Consider the following 15,609-nt stretch of genomic DNA (forward strand, 5'->3'; position numbering starts at 1 on the left):
CGAACACCTCCATTGTGCGTCAGGCAGGACGAAGTCGGAACGGGGGTTGACAACGCGCTGTTCTGCGTCCGGGACGCCCTCTCAACCCAGAACGTCCTTGATCGACGCGGTGAGCGCGGCAGGTAGATCGCGGGCGAGAAAGCCGATGCCGAGCCGTTCGGTCAGCGCATCGCCCGCGCGCGCGTGCACCCAGCTGCCCCATACCGCCGCGCGCGACGGGTCGAGGCCACGTGCCGCGAAACCGGTGATCGCGCCGGCCAGCACGTCACCGCTGCCGGATGTGCCGAGTCCCGGTCCTCCGGCCGGCACCTGCCACGTGGCACCCTGCGGGTCGGCGATGACGCCGTAGCAGTTGACGACGGCGTCGAACCGCCGCGCGATCTCGAGGAGGTCGGATTCGCGGTCATCGCCCAGGTCGCGGTCGAGGAGGATCGCCGCCTCCTCCTCGTTGGGGTTGAGAATCAGTGCGCGGGGCAGGCGCTCGCGGGGGACGTCGGCCAGAACCCCCAGCCCGTACGCGTCCAGGACCACGCACCCGACACCGGTGTCGGCGACGGCGAGCAGCGTCGATCTCGTCTCGTCGCCGTTGTCGAATCCGGGACCCACGAGCACCGCATCCGCCGCTTCGAGCTCGCCGCGGGCGGGCTCGGCGATGGGGTCGGACGCGTGCTGCGGAAGCGAGAAGACGGCGGCTTCGGGCAGAACGACACCGAGCTGACCCTCGACGGATGCCGGTACGGCAAGTCCCAGCCGCCCGGCGCCGACTCGCAGTGCGGCTTCACCGGCGAGCACGACCGCACCGGGCGAACGGCGCGAGCCGCCGACCACCATCACCCGTCCGCGCGACTTCTTCGAGCCCCCCGGGTCGGGCAGCCCCCACTCGCGAAGCAGCTCTCGCGTGACGCGTTCACTCGGGGTGGACATCAGGGCTCCCCGGGTGCACGGTCACCGCGGCGCCCTCGCGGGTCAGGTGATCCACGGCCGAGAATTCGACGAGCCGCCATCCCGATTCGACGCGAACGAGGTGCGTGACGGAGGCGTTCAGGACGGTGTGGGATGCCGCGAATTCGAGCAGCTCCGCCTCTTCCATCGGCAGCAGGAGGTAGAGCAGGAGCATGACGACCGCATCGTGCGCGACGACCAGAGCACTCTGCGCAGGACGGGAGAGGGCATCACCGAGAAAGGACCGCAGTCGGAGCGCGACGTCCGCCCAGGACTCCCCGCCCGGCGGCCGGTGATAGAACTTGCCCAGGTGACGTCGACGCGCAGCCTCTTCGGGATGCCGCGTGGCCACCCCGCGGGTGGTGAGCAGATCCAGGATTCCGAGTTCGCGGTCGCGGAGCCGCTCGTCGACGTCGATCGCGGCATCCACCGCATTGCCGCCCAGCGCGATCGCCAGTGTCTCGCGCGCACGAAGGTACGGCGAGACCCAGAACGCGTCCAGCGCGGAGCGGTGTTCGCCGACCCACGTGCGCAGCGCCGCGGCCTGATCTCGGCCGGTGCGAGAGAGCGGAACATCGGCGTCTCGGATGTCGATCGGGATCACCTCGAGTCCCTCGAGCTCGGCTCGGGTCGCGGCCGTGTTCGCGATGCTCTCACCGTGCCGCACCAGCCACAGTTCCGTCACTGTCATCGCGTCAGGCTACGTGCCCGGATTCGGCGACGACAGAGCTTGACAAGCGCCACCCCGGGCGGTGATGCCGACGCCGGCGTGCGGCATCCGAGCGATTAGCGTGCGCAGGGAGGGCGGTCAAGCCCGTTCGGCGCCGCCGCGCTGCGGAATACAGTGATCGCACGAAACGGGAGGAATCGATCGTGTCGAATGTCACGTCTGCACCGCCTCGTCCTGACGACGATGACCAGGCCCCCGAGCCCCGGTGACTGCGCAGTCACGCGGCTCCGAACCCGCGCAGGACGTCGTCCTCACTCGCATCAGTCCGGAAGACGCCGGCGAGGTGCTGACGATCCAGCGCGCCGCGTTCGTCTCGGAGGCGCTGATCTACGGCGATCCCGACATGCCTCCACTCGTCCAGACTCTCGAGGAGCTCGAGGCCGAACTTCAGGATGCCGGCGGCTGGGTCGCGCGCGTCGACGGCCGCCTGGTCGGCGCGATCCGCACGCGCGAAGCGGACGGGGTGCTCCTGATCGGCCGCATCGCGATCGCGCCCGACATGCAGGGCGCGGGCATCGGGCAGCGGCTCCTCGAAACGGCCGAAGCGCATTCTCGGGCCACCGAGGCCGAACTGTTCACCGGCAGTCTCAGCGAAGCCAACATCCGGCTCTACGAGCGGTGCGGGTACGCGCAGACGGAGCGCGTCGACGAAGGCGACGGCACGGCGCAGGTGTTCATGCGGAAGCGCCTGCGCGCACGGTGAGGGGACGCGATGGCGCGTGTCGGCACGTCCGGCTGGAGCTACGACCACTGGGAGGGCGTGCTCTACCCGCCGCGCCTTCCGCCCCGCGACCGGCTGGCCCACTACGTGCGCGCGTTCGACACGGTGGAGCTGAACGCGAGCTTCTACCGCTGGCCGCCGCCGAAGACCTTCGCATCGTGGCGCGGACGACTGCCCGAGGGCTTCGAGCTGACGGTGAAGGCCCCCCGCAGTCTGACGCACGCCCGACGCCTGTTCCAGCCCGAGGAGTGGCTGGAGCGGATGACCGCCGGCCTTCATGAGCTCGCCGGGCGCCGCGGCCCGCTGCTCGTGCAGCTGCCGCCGACGATGCAGCGGGACGATGAGCGCCTGGACTGGTTCCTGGCGCACGTACCCGAATGGATGCGTCCGGCGGTCGAGCTGCGGCATCCGTCCTGGAACGATGAGGCCGTCTTCTCCCTGCTCGAGCGGCGTAGTGCGGCGTATTGCGTGATGAGCGGCGCCGGCCTGCCGTGCATTCTGCGCGCGACGGCCCGCCTCGTGTACATCCGCCTGCACGGGCCGGACACCGCGCACCTGTACGCCGGCTCCTACTCAGACGACGAGATCGCGTGGTGGGCGGACCGGATTCGCGAGTGGGAGGCGCAGGGTCATCAGGTCTACGCCTTTTTCAACAACGACGGCGGCGGGAACGCGGTCCGCGACGCGCGCGGCCTGCGCGGCGCGCTGGCTCGGTGAGGGGACGTGCACCCTCGGCAGCGGGGACGTGCACCCTCGGTGAGGGGACGTGCACCCTCGGCCGCGGGGACGTGCACCCTCGGCCGCGGGGACGTGCACCCTCGGCAGCGGGGGCTCGCTATGAGGGCTCAGTCGGGGGAGCCAGGGCGCACCACGGCGTCGGGGACGATGTCGATGCGCGTCACGCCGTCCCGCTTGGTCACATCGATCCTCGGAGCCGCGTCCTGCTCGGTCGACCCGGCGGCGCGCAGCAACTGATCGCGCCGCTTCTCGTCGTCGGTCATCTCATCGACGACGGTTGCGGCATCCGTCGCCACGGTCGGAGGATCTTCGCTCCGCGGCGTCCCCGCCGATCGCGCGCCCTCGCGCTGCTCGTTCGCTGACTCCATCGGGTCCTGCCCCTCTGCTCATGATCGGCCGTGCGGCACCGCCTTCGTCCATTCAGGCGCATCCCGACCTCGGCCGGGAAGGCCTTGACAAAGGGCGGCCCTCCGAGGTCACGGAAGTGGGGGGTGGAAGACCTCGGAGGACCTGGCTTGTGCAGTGCCTCAGCCGTGCCGCGCGCGCTCCCGCAGACGGTCACGGGCGTCGCGCTCGACGAACACAGGAACGTATCGCCGGATCGGGCGCCCGGTCAGCGCGATGTGGACCTCGCGAGTGATCTCGGCCACTTCGACCAGCGGGACATCGGGAAAGCGCATCGCAAGCCGCTCGATCACGATGGCGATCTCCTCGGCGTCCTCAGGGGACCCACTGCGAAGCTCCATCAGACTCCCAGTCCGCGCATTCGCGACGTCGGCGACAAGAAACGCGACCAAGGTCTGGGGCAACTGCCGAACACGCTACTCCGGTAAGTGGAGGCAGGCAATGGGCGCGGGGCACGCACACTCGCTCCCGTAGCGTGTCGGCGGGCTCCTGGCCAGCCCCAGCGGAAAGACCGACGAACCCGGATAGTGGATGTCATGGACGGAAGGATGCAGCGATGTCTCGCAACGTGAGGATTCTGCGCTGTGCGCCCGAGGACGTCTTCGAGGTGCTGGGCGACGGATGGCTCTTTCCGTCCTGGGTCGTCGGAGCGTCGCGCATGCGCGAGGTCGACGCGTCCTGGCCGCGGGTGGGCTCTCGCCTGCATCACTCGTTCGGCGTGTGGCCGCTGCTGATCAACGACGCGACGCTCGTCGAGGAGTACGACCCCCCTCGCCGGATGGTGATGCGGGCGCGTGGCTGGCCCATCGGCGAGGCGCGCGTGACGCTGGACATCAAGCAGCGTGGCGAGTCCACCGTGGTCCGCATACAGGAGGAGGCAGTAGCCGGCCCCGGTCGATTCGTCCCCGCGCCGCTGCTGGATCTCGGACTGCACTGGCGCAACGAAGAGACACTCCACCGCCTCGCCTACCTCGCGGAGGGCAGAGCAGAGGCGCAATCGCGCGCGACGACGGCCGAGCACGAGATGGGAAGCGACGAGGCCTCGACCTCGTGAGCAGTGGCCGGTCGAGAAGGGGCGGGGCGGCGTGGGACGCCGTCGTCGTCGGCGCCGGACCCAATGGGTTGGCCGCGGCGGTCACCCTCGCGCGCGCGGGCCTGCACGTGCGGGTATACGAACGCGATGAGCGGCCCGGCGGCGGCGCGGCGACCCGCGAGCTGACGCTGCCCGGCTTCCTCTCCGATGTCTGTTCCGCGATTCACCCTCTCGCATTCGAATCGCGCTTCTTCCGTGAGTTCGGACTGCAGAACCGGGTGCGGTTCGCGACGCCGGACATCTCGTTCGGGCACCCGCTCGACGGCGGTCGCGCCGGAATCGCCTACCGAGACCTGGAACGCACCAGCGCAGGACTCGGTCCGGACGGCCCTGCATACGCACGCCTGATGCGCCCCCTCGTGGAGCGCGCCGCGGAGATCGCCGAGTTCACCGGTTCGTCGCTCCTGCGCGTCCCGCGCGATCCGCTCACGGCGATCGCGCTCGGCGTGAGCTCTCTGGAACAGGGCACCCTCGCGTGGAACGCCCGTTTCCGCGAGGAGGTCGCACCGGCCCTCCTTACCGGCGTCGCCGCGCACACGATCCTGCCGCAGCCGAGCATCGCCGCTGCCGGCGCCGGCCTGGCGTTGGGCGCGTACGCGCACGCCCGGGGTTGGCCGATCCCGGTCGGCGGAAGCCAGGCGATCGTCGACGCGATGGTCGAGGACCTGCGCGCGCACGGCGGCGAGGTGGTCACCGGCCACGATGTGCGATCTCTCGAAGAGCTGCCGAGCGCGCGGGTCATCCTGCTCGATGTCACCCCTCGCGCTTTTCTGCGGATGGCGGCGTCACGGATGCCGCCGCTGTACCGCCGCGCCCTCCAGCGCTTCCGATACGGAGGCGGCGTCGCCAAGGTCGACTTCGCGCTCAGCGACCCGGTGCCGTGGGCGAACGGCGAGCTGCGTGCGGCGGGCACGGTGCACGTGGGCGGCACGCGCGCCGAGATCGCGGATGCCGAGAACCAGGTCAACCGCGGGCGTCTACCCGATCGGCCCTACGTGCTGGCGGCACAGCAGTCGCTGTTCGACTCCACCCGCGCACCGGCCGGGCGGCACACCCTGTGGGCGTACACCCACGTTCCGGCCGGCAGCCCGCAGGACCGGCGGGAGGCCGTCATCGGCCAGATCGAGCGCTTCGCACCGGGCTTTCGCGACACCATCCTCGCCACGAGTTCGCGGACCGCCGTCCAGGTGCAGGCTCACAACCCGAACTACGTCGGCGGCGACATCGCCGCCGGTGCCCCGTCGCTCGCGCAGCTCATTCGCAGACCCGTGCTCCGTTCCGACCCGTGGCGCACGCCGGTTCACGGGGTGTACCTCGCCTCGGCATCGGTCGCCCCTGGACCGGGCGTACACGGATTGGGCGGGTGGCACGCCGCGCTCAGCGCGCTGCGCCATGAGTTCGGAACCCGCGCCCTGCCCGACCTGTCGCCGCGCGACGGTCAGATCATCGACCCCCGACCATCGACCCGAGAAGAGCCATCGTGAGTGTGCAGACCGCCGTCATCTGGAACCCGACCAAGACGGATCGAGAGACGCTGGAAGCCGGGCTCGCCGCGGCCGGCCGAGAGTCGGCCCCGGGCGAAATCGGGTGGTGGGAGACCACGGCAGAGGACCCCGGCCAGGGAGCCACGAGCGAAGCGCTGGCCGCGGGCGCCGAGCTGATCATCGTCGCGGGCGGCGACGGCACGGTGCGCGCCGTGGCCCAGCAGCTCGCTGAGGTGTCCGCCGACGTCGACCTGGCGATCGTGCCGCTGGGCACCGGAAACCTTCTCGCCAGGAACTTCGACGTGCCCATCAACGACGTGCCCGCGGCATTCGCCCAGGCGCTCACGGGCGATCCGCGTCCGCTCGATGTCGGCTGGGTCGACATCGAGCTCACCGGCGGCACGGAGCGCCACGCCTTCGTCGTCATGGTCGGGTTCGGGATCGACGCGCACATGCTGGCGGAGACCGATGACGATCTGAAGGACAAGGCGGGATGGCTCGCGTATGTCGAGTCGCTCGGCCGTGCCCTGGCCGCGAGCGAAGTCGTCCCCTTCCACATCACCACGGACGGGCAGCCCGGTCGCAACGAAGACGGTCACACCCTGCTCATCGCGAACTGCGGCATGATCCAGGGCGGTCTGACCCTGCTTCCGGACGCCGATCCGGCGGATGGCGAGCTCAACTACCTCGTGCTCAGTGCGGAGGGCTTCGCCCAGTGGGCAGGCACGCTCAAGACGATGATCTGGGACAACACCTTGAAGCGGCTCATCCTCCAGAAGGATCAGCTCACCAACACCGACTCGGTCAATCACGGCCGCGCGAAGAAGCTCGAGGTGACTCTCCCCGAAGCGCGGGCCTTCGAGATCGACGGGGAGGAGATCGGCGAGACACGATCCTTCACGGTGTCGCTCCAGCCCGCCGCGATCCGTCTGCGCTGACAGGGTCCGCCGATGGCTTGAGGCGTGCGTGCGCCGGAGTGCGGCGGCGTAGGCGGCGGCATCCGCTCGATGAAAAATGCCGGTGACTTGCCTTTTTCCAGGTCCGGGCTATGGTGAGGCTATGTCCATGGCTGTCACTTCGTGCACCCGGGAGCGTCCTGACGACGCCACCGTGGTGGTACGAGCCATGGATATCGCCGGAGCCCGGCACGAGGTTCTTCCGCCCCGGATGATCCTCGACGGAGGCGCATCGCCCCTCCGCCCGCCGCTCCGCGCTCTGCCCTGATCCCGTGTCATCCACGGCCCATCCGGCTATCCAGCGCGTCGCATCTGCGGCGCCTTTTTTTATACCTGAGGAGAGGTCATGCTGACCGACAATTCATCCGTATCCAGCCCCGCCCCCGAGCTCGACGTGCCGGCGATCCGCCGATCGCTGGAACAGCAGCTGCGGGAGCGCGAAGAGCTGATCAGCGACCTCGCACCCCGCGCCGCGCCGAACATCGACCCCGTCGCGTGGGCCACCACGGCTGCGACCCGCAAGGTGGTGGGTCGGATCCAGGCCGCCTTGGAACGACTGGCGGACGGCACGTACGGACGGTGCGTCCGGTGCGGCAACGCGATCGTGGCCGGCCGCCTCGAGGTGCTCCCCTACGGAGAGACGTGCGTCGCCTGCCAGAACGACGTCGACAATTCGTGAGCTGAACCCACGACAGCACCACCGGAGCGTGAGGCTGAGATGACCTACAGCATGTACGGACGCATCGAGCTGACGCGGGTGGATGATGACTGCTGGCGCCTATGTGACGGCGCATTGCCGCAGAGCGACCCCAGCCGCATCATCGCCTTCGCGGAGAAGAAGAACGGTCACGTGACCCTCCTCTGGCTGCGCCAGCGCAGCGGGCAGCAGGATTTCGCCACATTCGAGCAGGCGTTGCGCGCGACCGAGGCGACTGTCTACGAATTGGACGGCCAGCGGACAGAACGACCACGCCCGATCCCGCACTTCCCGCCGCTGGCGGGGTAAGGGCACGCGCCGGGCGACGAACAGACGTCGTCCGGCCGCCCTTCGGCGATGCCGGCGGGCGGCGGCGGGGCTGCGGCGTTCTCCACGTCGGCGGCGCCTACGCCATCCCGGTTGGGCGTACTGCTCACCGGCGCTTTCTCGAGCGCTGTCTCGCCACGCCTCGGCGCGCCCGATGCGACGGACATATGAAGACTTCCTTCAGAGCGACTCATGATTTTCGCGTTAGTGCATATGAATCCACGATGCGAACCTGAGTTTCGGCGCTGTTGCCGCAGCGACCAGAACGTCTCGAAGAGGAGGCCATGTTGTCCCTTACCACCACCGCCGCCACGCTCACTCCCCCGGTTGCATTCTGCGAGGAGTACGAGGACTTCGCCGCGTGGGTTCGCGAGTTCGCCGCGTCCCACGCCGACAGCTACCTCGAGATCGCCCGGGGCACCGAGTTCCCCTGGCAACTCGCGCAGGCGATGGGCGCCCAGGGCCTGCTCGGCCTGGGCACATCTGAGGAGTACGGCGGGATGGGCCGGTTGAGTGGGGAGCTGACGAAGGTCCACCTCGGAATCGCGCACGAGGAGCTCGCCTACGCGAACTTCTACCTCGCACAGATCGCATACACGTGCAACTTCACGGCCCCTCTGCTGGAGAGATTCCTCCCCCCGCACCTGGCATCCGAATGGGTCCCCGGCATCGTGGCCGGAGAGCACATCGTCGCGTTCGGCCTGACGGAGCCCGGCAGCGGGTCCGACGCCTCGGCGATGCGGATGAAGGCGATCCGGGCCGAGGGCGGCTGGAAGCTCTCCGGCGAGAAGACCTCCATCACGTTCGCGCCGCATGCCAAGGGCATCATCACCCTCGCTAAGGCGGAGCCGTTCGTCGACGCGAGCGGCCAGGAACACCGCGGCGGCATCACCTGCTTCCTCGTGCCGTTCGACGCGCCGGGCATCGAGGTGCAGCAGTTCGACGATCCCGGGTGGAAACCGCTGGGTCGCTCGGCTGTCTTCATGGACGATGTCTTCGTCCCGGACGAGATGGTGCTGGCCGACGTCGGCGGAGCTTTCCGGATGGTCATGGGCGAGTTCGACTACACCCGTTCGGTGATCGGATTCATGTCCACCGGTGTGGCCCGCAAGGCGCTGGACATGACCATCGAGTACTCCCGCATCCGCAACACCTTCGGCAAGCCGATCGCCGCCTACCAGGGCGTCAGCTTTCCCATCGCCGAGCACGCCACCAAGCTCGAAGCGGCTCGGTGGCTCACCTACCGCGCCCTGTCGCTGGCCGACCAGGGCAAGCGGCACACCACCGAAGCTGCCATGGTCAAGTGGTACGCCACGGAGGTCTCGCTCGCAGCGATCCACGACTGCATCATCGCCCACGGGCACAGCGGCTACTCCGAGGAGCTGCCCCTGCAGTCGATGTTCCGGGACGTGTCCGGACTGGAGATCGGCGAGGGGACTCCCCAGATCCAGAAGCTGATCATCGCCCGCTCCCTCATCGGACGGGAGTACACCCAGTGACCGGGCCCCTCGTCGGCGTGCGCGTGGTCGACCTCACACAAGCCCTGTCGGGCCCGTACTGCACCTCGATCCTCGCCGACTACGGCGCCGACGTGGTCAAGGTCGAGCCACCGCGCGGCGACATGATCCGTCGGACCGGCCCGTTCGCCGCGGATGATGAGCACCACGACTTCGGCAACGTCTTCCAGAACGCCAACCGGAACAAGCGCTCGATCGTCCTCGATCTCAAGACGCCCGAAGGACGGGACGTGCTGATCGAACTGGTTCGCAGCGCCGACGCCCTGGTGGAGAACTTCAGCGCCGGTGTCATGGAGCGTTTGGGGCTGAGCTACGAGACGCTCGCCGAGATCAACCCCCGTCTGGTCTACACGTCCATCCGCGGCTTTGGCGACAAGCGTGGCGGCGAAAGCCCGTACAGCGAGTGGCCCGCATTCGACATCATCGCGCAGGCGATGGGCGGCCTGATGAGCATCACCGGCCCGGATGCAGACACGCGGGTGCGGGTCGGATCGGGTATCGGCGATACCGTCCCCGGTCTGTTCGCCGCGCTCGGGACGGTGATGGCCCTGTTCGAGGCCAAGTCCTCCGGCAAGGGTCAGTACGTCGACACCGCGATGACCGACGCCGTGCTGGCCGTGAGCGAGATCGTCGTGAACGTGTTCGATGCCACAGGCGCCTCCCCGCAGCCCATGGGGAATGCGCTGCAGGGCTTTGCGCCGTTCAACACGGTGCGCGCCAAGGACGGCGAGATCGCCCTGGGCGCACCGCATGACGCGCAGTGGGCGAAGCTCTGCACGATCATGGAGCGCCCGGACCTGGTCGTGGACCCGCGGTTCAACAGCGACAACAACCGCTGGATCAACCGTGACGCGGTCTACGCCGTCGTCGAGGGCTGGGTGGGCGAGCACACCGTCGCCGAACTCGTCGAGCTGCTCGGGGGCAAGGTTCCCCTCGCCCCCGTGCTGGATGCCGAGGCGATCTTCGCGAACCCGCACTTCGCCATCCGCGGCATGCTCCCCGAAGTCGACAACCCCCGCACGGGGCGCACGTCCCGCGTGACGGGACCCGTCGCCAAACTCACCCGCACGCCCGGTCAGGTGCGCCATCGCGCACCGCTGCTGGGGGAGCACACCGCCGAGATCCTCACCGAGGCCGGCTACGACGATGCACAGCAGGACGCACTGGTCGGGGCCGGAGCGGCATGTTTCTCATCCGAACAAGAACTGACGAAGGAATATCGATGAAGATCACAGACGTCGAACTCATCCCGGTGTCGACCCCGCTGGTCGTGCCGTTCCACATGCCCGGCACCGAGATCACGCACATCCACAGCGTTGTCATGCGCGTGACGACCGACACCGGCGAGGTCGGTATCGGCGATAGCGGCGACACCTCCACCTGGTACCGGGGCGAAACGCCGGACTCCATCATGGCCATCATCGAGAAGCACATCGCGCCCCGATTCCTCATCGGCCAGAACCCCCTGGCGATTGAGAAGATCGTCGGCCAGATGGACACGTTCGTGCGCGACAACAACCAGGCCAAGTCGCTCGTCGACTTCGCGCTGCACGATCTGAAGGGCAAAATCGCCGGCCTTCCGGTGTACGAGCTGCTCGGCGGCAAGACCACGGACGGATCCAAGCAGGGCTGGGTCGCGGGCGCCGGAACCGAGGAGTTCCTCGTCGATCAGGCGCTTCGCGCGGTCTCGAACGGTTTCTCGCTCATCAAGATCAAGAGCGGCGGCGACGAAGCGCAGGACGTCCGCAACGTTCGGGCGGTGCGCGAAGCGATCGGCGATGACATGCGCCTCGTGATCGACATCAACGGCTTCTGGAACTACGACCAGGCGCTGCACACGATCCGCAAGCTCGATGAGTTCGGCCTGTACTGCGTCGAGCAGCCCCTGCCCCACTGGGATATCGAGGGTCTTGCCCGCCTCCGCGAGCGTGTAGGGACCCCGATCTTCGCCGATGAGTCGGCGCAGGAGCTGCACCACCTCAAAGAGATCATCGACCGCCGCGCAGCCGACGGCCTCTTCATCAAGCTGCAGAAGGTCGGCGGGCTGGTGAAGGCACAGCGCTGGCTGACGCTGGCGCGTCTGGCTGATCTTCCCGTGATGAGCGGGTGCATGATCGGCTCCGGGCTCGAGGCGAGTCCGTCGGCGCATCTGATGATGTCGAATCAATGGGCCTCGCAGTTCACGCATGAGAACCTCGGCCCGCTCATCATCAACAACCAGTTCGAGAACGCCGAGCAGAAGATCACCGCCGACATCGCCCAGCAGGTTCCCGTCTTCAAGGACGGCGTCCTGTATCCCAACGAGGGCCCCGGCTATGGGATAGATCTCAACGAGGAGTTCATCGCGGCGAACGGCACGTTCGGCAGCGAGATGCGTCACGTCCGCGACGAGACCCGGGTTTTCGTGTGAGCGTTCCGACAGTACGTTCGGGACCGCTTGCGGGGCTCAGAATCATCGAGCTCGGCGGCATCGGTCCCGTGCCCTTCGCCGGCATGTTCTTCGCCGACCTGGGCGCGAGCGTGCTGCGGATCGACCGTGCCCACGGTGCGTTCCAGATGCCGATCGACGCGAAGTTCGACACGCTCCAACGCGGCAAGCAGCGGGTCACGGTCGATCTCAAGACCGAGGACGGCGCCGAGCTGGTGCGGGCATTGGCCGAGCAAGCCGATGTGATTCTCGACTCGTATCGCCCCGGCGTGCTCGAGCGTCTCGGGCTCGGTCCGGACGTGCTGCTCGAGCGCAACCCGCGCCTCGTGATCGGCCGGATGACGGGCTGGGGTCAGGACGGGCCGCTCGCACAGCGGGCCGGTCACGACCCGAGCTACATCGCCCAGACCGGCGCACTGCATGCCGTCGGCCGCGCCGATGGTCCCCCGCAGCTGCCGTTGAGCCTCGTGGGAGACTTCGGCGGAGGCGCCATGTACCTCATCGCGGGCACCCTCGCCGCGCTGTGGGAGACGCAGCGCTCGGGGATCGGGCAGGTCGTCGACGCGGCGATCGTCGACGGAGTCTCGCACCTCATGGCCTCGCCGTACTCGCTCTTGGCCGGCGGGGCGTGGCGTGACGAGCGCGGAACGAACCTGATCGACTCCGGAGCGCCGTTCATCGACGTCTACGAGACCGCCGACGGCCGGCACGTCGCCGTCGCCGCCCTCGAGCCGCCGTTCTTCGCGCAGCTGGAAGCAGGACTGGGGTTCGCGCCCGGAGATCTCCCAGGGCAGTGGGATGAGAAGCGCTGGCCGGAACTGCGAGAGCGGCTCGCGGCGGCGTTCCGCACCGGCACCCGCGACGACTGGGCAGCTCATTTCGCTGACACCGACGCGTGCGTGTCCCCGGTCCTGTCCATGACCGAAGCGCCCACCGCGCCCCAGCTGGCCGCGCGCGGCACGTTCATCGAACGCGACGGCGCCTACGAACCCGCGCCCGCGCCCCGATTCAGCCGCACTGCTGCAGGACGCCCGGACGCGCCCGCCATCCCGGATGCGGTCCCCGCCGCCGACGCCATCGCCGCGTGGTCCGCGCACAACTGACACCTACCCCCGCTCGCCCGCCTGAACAAACCAGCTCGCCTGTCTTATCAACGAAGAGAGAGACAATGTCCCAGATGACGCAATCCGCCGCCCCGCCGCAGGGTGATCAGACTCAGCTCCGGAAGGTGCTCATTTCGAGCTTCTTCGGCTCGACGATCGAGTTCTACGACTTCATCCTGTACGCGACCGCGACCGCGACCGTATTCGTGCCGGTCTTCTTCTCCACGCTCGATCCGCTGCTCGGCATGGTCGCGTCGTACTTGACGTTCGCCGCCGGGTACGTGTCCCGGCCGCTCGGCGGGCTCATCTTCGGCCACTTCGGCGACAAAATCGGACGCAAGAAGATGCTGATGGTCTCGATGACGGTCATGGGCGTCGCATCCGTCCTGATCGGCCTCGTCCCCGCCGTGCCGGTCTGGGGGGCGTTCCTCCTGCTCACGCTGCGTCTGGTCCAGGGCATCGCGATCGGCGGGGAGTGGGGCGGCGCGGCGTTGATGTCGCTCGAGCACGCCAAGGGATCCCGTCGCGGCTTCGCCGCGTCGTTCGCCAACGCCGGCGGACCCGCCGGCGCGTTCCTCGGCACCGCGGCCCTGGCACTGTTCGCGATGCTTCCTGAGGACCAGTTCCTGGCCTGGGGCTGGCGAGTGCCCTTCCTGTTCTCGGTGGTGCTGCTCGTGGTGGGTCTGTACATCCGCGCGCAGGTGGCGGAGAGCCCCATCTTCATCGCAGCGTTGAAGGCCGCCGAAGAGAAGAAGGCGCTGACCCGCAGCACGCCCATCGCGAAGGTCTTGCAGCGGCCGCGCGTCCTGGTCGTCGTCGGTCTTGTCGGCATGGGCGCGTTCGTCATCCAGGCATTGTTCTCGACCTTCGGCGTCACATTCGCCGTCGGGTCGGGGATCTCCCGCGAGGTCGTCCTCTGGGCGTTCGCCTTCTCGCAGCTGTTCGCCGCGTTCGCCATCCCGGCGTTCGCCGCCCTGTCGGACCGGGTCGGCCGTCGACCCGTCATGCTCGGCGGCTACGTCGGAATGGCATTGCTGGCCTTCCCCCTGTTCTGGGCGCTGGCAAGCGGAACCACGTGGATGGTGTTCGGCGTGTTCCTCGTCGCGCTGTCCCTCCTGCAGAGCATGACGTTCGGGCCCATGGCGGCATTCCTCGCCGAGAACTTCGCAACGACCTCGCGCTACACCGGGGCATCTCTCGGCTACCAGCTCGCCGCGCTGCTGGGTGCCGGTTTCACACCGGTGATCGTCGCAAGCATCTTCGCTGCCTCTGGTGGCGAGATCACCGGCGTGATCTGGTTCCTCATCGGTGGCTGCGTGATCAGCGCCGTCGTGCTCGCCGTCTTCACGAAGGAGAGTCGCCACGTCGAGATCGACGAGACCGTCACCACAGCGCGGTCGTCAGAGCACTGAGACAGACCCTATGGTGGTGCCGTCCCCGGAACGGCACCACCATAGAAGCGAAGGAGGGGCAGGATGACCACCAGCGGCCGCGCTGCGCTCGGCGCAGCGGACTTCAGCCTTCGCCAACTGCAGTACTTCGTCACTACGGCCGAAGAGGGTTCGGTGACCGCGGCCGCGGAGCTGCTCTACGTCTCTCCGACAGCCGTCTCCCTCTCACTCACGCAGCTGGAGAAACTGCTCGGCACCGAACTGCTGATCCGCCGCCGTGCGCACGGTGCGGCGCTCACCCCGTTGGGAGAGTCCCTCCTCCCGCACGCGCGCGCCGTGCTCGCCGCGGCATCCCGTCTCGTCGATGAGGTGGGCGTCGGCGGCGAACTGCGCGGATCCGTCGCCGTCGGGTGCTTTCCGAGCATGGGGCCGACGATGCTGCCCACGATCATCCACACATTCCTCGTCGATCATCCCGCTGTGCGCGTGCGGTTCAACGAGGACCACTCCGATCGGCTCGAGACCGACGCGCAGACCGGCCGGATCGATCTGCTGCTGTCCTACGACATCGGGCTGAGCGACGATCTCGAGAAGACCGCGCTGGGGCAGCTGCGCGTCGGGGTCCTGCTGCCCGCCGGGCACTGGGCCGCCGATCCCCTGGTCGATGTCGACCTGGCGCGTCTGGCGCGGGAACCCTACGTCGCCCTGCAATCGCAGACGAGCGACGCTCATTTCACCCGGATCTGGCGCACGACCGGCATCACGCCGCCCGAGGTGCGGTACTCGTCCGAGAACTTCGAGACCGTCCGGTCCATGGTGGGCCGCGGCCTCGGCTGGTCGATCACGATGCAGCGGCCGCGCTCGCCTCTGAGCCACGAGGGCCTCGCGGTCGTCACGCGCGACCTCCCCGACGGGATCGTCGATCCGGTCGACGTGGTCGTCGCGTGGCGCGCGTCGGCCACACTCAGCCGACCCGCCCGCGCACTGCGCGACATGATCGTGCGCGATGGCTCCCGGTACGTGTCCTGAAGCTGCTCCCCTCCACATGGCATGCCCTCCACCCGCGATGAAGAACGG

General features: G+C 68.5%; 17 protein-coding genes. 13 read left to right on the forward strand and 4 right to left on the reverse strand.

Translation table 11 applies throughout. The features are described from left to right. Nucleotides 1-81 precede the first annotated feature (81 nt). A complete protein-coding gene (locus ABD655_RS15880) occupies nucleotides 82-924 on the reverse strand; it encodes an NAD(P)H-hydrate dehydratase (protein WP_344715435.1) in 843 nt (280 codons plus the stop codon). Continuing rightward, a complete protein-coding gene (locus ABD655_RS15885) occupies nucleotides 908-1,633 on the reverse strand; it encodes a histidine phosphatase family protein (protein ID WP_344715438.1) in 726 nt (241 codons plus the stop codon). The genes ABD655_RS15880 and ABD655_RS15885 overlap by 17 nt, the downstream gene beginning before the upstream one ends. Nucleotides 1,634-1,877: 244 nt before the next feature. Here ABD655_RS15885 and ABD655_RS15890 point away from each other — a divergent pair, with 244 nt between their 5' ends. Both ABD655_RS15890 and ABD655_RS15895 read left to right on the forward strand, forming a co-directional pair. Next, entirely contained in the window at nucleotides 1,878-2,375 is a 498-nt protein-coding gene (locus tag ABD655_RS15890) for a GNAT family N-acetyltransferase (protein WP_344715441.1), read from the forward strand. A 9-nt stretch (nucleotides 2,376-2,384) separates the two neighbouring features. Continuing rightward, on the forward strand, nucleotides 2,385-3,110 hold the full coding sequence (locus ABD655_RS15895) for a DUF72 domain-containing protein (RefSeq protein WP_344715444.1): 726 nt from the start codon (nucleotides 2,385-2,387) through the stop codon (nucleotides 3,108-3,110). Between the two features lie 128 nt (nucleotides 3,111-3,238). Here ABD655_RS15895 and ABD655_RS15900 read toward each other — a convergent pair whose 3' ends face one another. Both ABD655_RS15900 and ABD655_RS15905 read right to left on the reverse strand, forming a co-directional pair. Next, on the reverse strand, nucleotides 3,239-3,499 hold the full coding sequence (locus ABD655_RS15900; protein ID WP_344715446.1) for a hypothetical protein: 261 nt from the start codon (nucleotides 3,497-3,499) through the stop codon (nucleotides 3,239-3,241). 159 nt (nucleotides 3,500-3,658) lie between these two features. Further along, nucleotides 3,659-3,877, reverse strand: a complete 219-nt coding sequence (locus ABD655_RS15905) for a three-helix bundle dimerization domain-containing protein (protein WP_344715449.1) — start codon at nucleotides 3,875-3,877, stop codon at nucleotides 3,659-3,661. 215 nt (nucleotides 3,878-4,092) lie between these two features. Between ABD655_RS15905 and ABD655_RS15910 the strand changes: the two genes are divergently transcribed. The 11 genes from ABD655_RS15910 (at nucleotide 4,093) to ABD655_RS15960 (ending at nucleotide 15,561) form a co-directional block, all read left to right on the forward strand. Further along, entirely contained in the window at nucleotides 4,093-4,590 is a 498-nt protein-coding gene (locus ABD655_RS15910; RefSeq protein ID WP_344715450.1) for an SRPBCC family protein, read from the forward strand. Further along, nucleotides 4,587-6,113 (forward strand): phytoene desaturase family protein, encoded by a 1,527-nt coding sequence (locus ABD655_RS15915; RefSeq protein ID WP_344715452.1) that lies wholly within the window; start codon nucleotides 4,587-4,589, stop codon nucleotides 6,111-6,113. The genes ABD655_RS15910 and ABD655_RS15915 overlap by 4 nt, the downstream gene beginning before the upstream one ends. Then, nucleotides 6,110-7,051 carry a diacylglycerol/lipid kinase family protein gene (locus tag ABD655_RS15920; protein WP_344715454.1) on the forward strand — a complete coding sequence of 314 codons (942 nt, stop codon included), beginning with the start codon at nucleotides 6,110-6,112 and terminating at the stop codon, nucleotides 7,049-7,051. The genes ABD655_RS15915 and ABD655_RS15920 overlap by 4 nt, the downstream gene beginning before the upstream one ends. Before the next feature lie 364 nt (nucleotides 7,052-7,415). Then, on the forward strand, nucleotides 7,416-7,748 hold the full coding sequence (locus tag ABD655_RS15925) for a TraR/DksA family transcriptional regulator (protein WP_344715456.1): 333 nt from the start codon (nucleotides 7,416-7,418) through the stop codon (nucleotides 7,746-7,748). A gap of 51 nt (nucleotides 7,749-7,799) precedes the next feature. Continuing rightward, a complete protein-coding gene (locus tag ABD655_RS15930) occupies nucleotides 7,800-8,075 on the forward strand; it encodes a hypothetical protein (RefSeq protein ID WP_344715458.1) in 276 nt (91 codons plus the stop codon). A 302-nt stretch (nucleotides 8,076-8,377) separates the two neighbouring features. Beyond that, nucleotides 8,378-9,592, forward strand: coding sequence for an acyl-CoA dehydrogenase family protein (locus ABD655_RS15935; protein ID WP_344715459.1), 1,215 nt, complete (start codon nucleotides 8,378-8,380; stop codon nucleotides 9,590-9,592). Further along, nucleotides 9,589-10,836 (forward strand): CaiB/BaiF CoA transferase family protein, encoded by a 1,248-nt coding sequence (locus tag ABD655_RS15940; RefSeq protein WP_344715460.1) that lies wholly within the window; start codon nucleotides 9,589-9,591, stop codon nucleotides 10,834-10,836. The genes ABD655_RS15935 and ABD655_RS15940 overlap by 4 nt, the downstream gene beginning before the upstream one ends. After that, nucleotides 10,833-12,020, forward strand: coding sequence for a mandelate racemase/muconate lactonizing enzyme family protein (locus tag ABD655_RS15945; protein WP_344715462.1), 1,188 nt, complete (start codon nucleotides 10,833-10,835; stop codon nucleotides 12,018-12,020). Before ABD655_RS15940 ends, ABD655_RS15945 begins: the two co-directional genes overlap by 4 nt. Further along, nucleotides 12,017-13,141 (forward strand): CaiB/BaiF CoA transferase family protein, encoded by a 1,125-nt coding sequence (locus ABD655_RS15950; RefSeq protein WP_344715464.1) that lies wholly within the window; start codon nucleotides 12,017-12,019, stop codon nucleotides 13,139-13,141. Before ABD655_RS15945 ends, ABD655_RS15950 begins: the two co-directional genes overlap by 4 nt. A gap of 74 nt (nucleotides 13,142-13,215) precedes the next feature. Continuing rightward, nucleotides 13,216-14,553, forward strand: a complete 1,338-nt coding sequence (locus ABD655_RS15955; protein ID WP_344715466.1) for an MFS transporter — start codon at nucleotides 13,216-13,218, stop codon at nucleotides 14,551-14,553. 63 nt (nucleotides 14,554-14,616) lie between these two features. Next, complete coding sequence (locus tag ABD655_RS15960) at nucleotides 14,617-15,561, forward strand: LysR substrate-binding domain-containing protein (RefSeq protein ID WP_344715468.1); 945 nt, start codon at nucleotides 14,617-14,619, stop codon at nucleotides 15,559-15,561. Nucleotides 15,562-15,609: the final 48 nt, after the last annotated feature.

This window comes from Microbacterium terregens, from assembly GCF_039534975.1.
GTDB lineage: Bacteria > Actinomycetota > Actinomycetes > Actinomycetales > Microbacteriaceae > Microbacterium > Microbacterium terregens.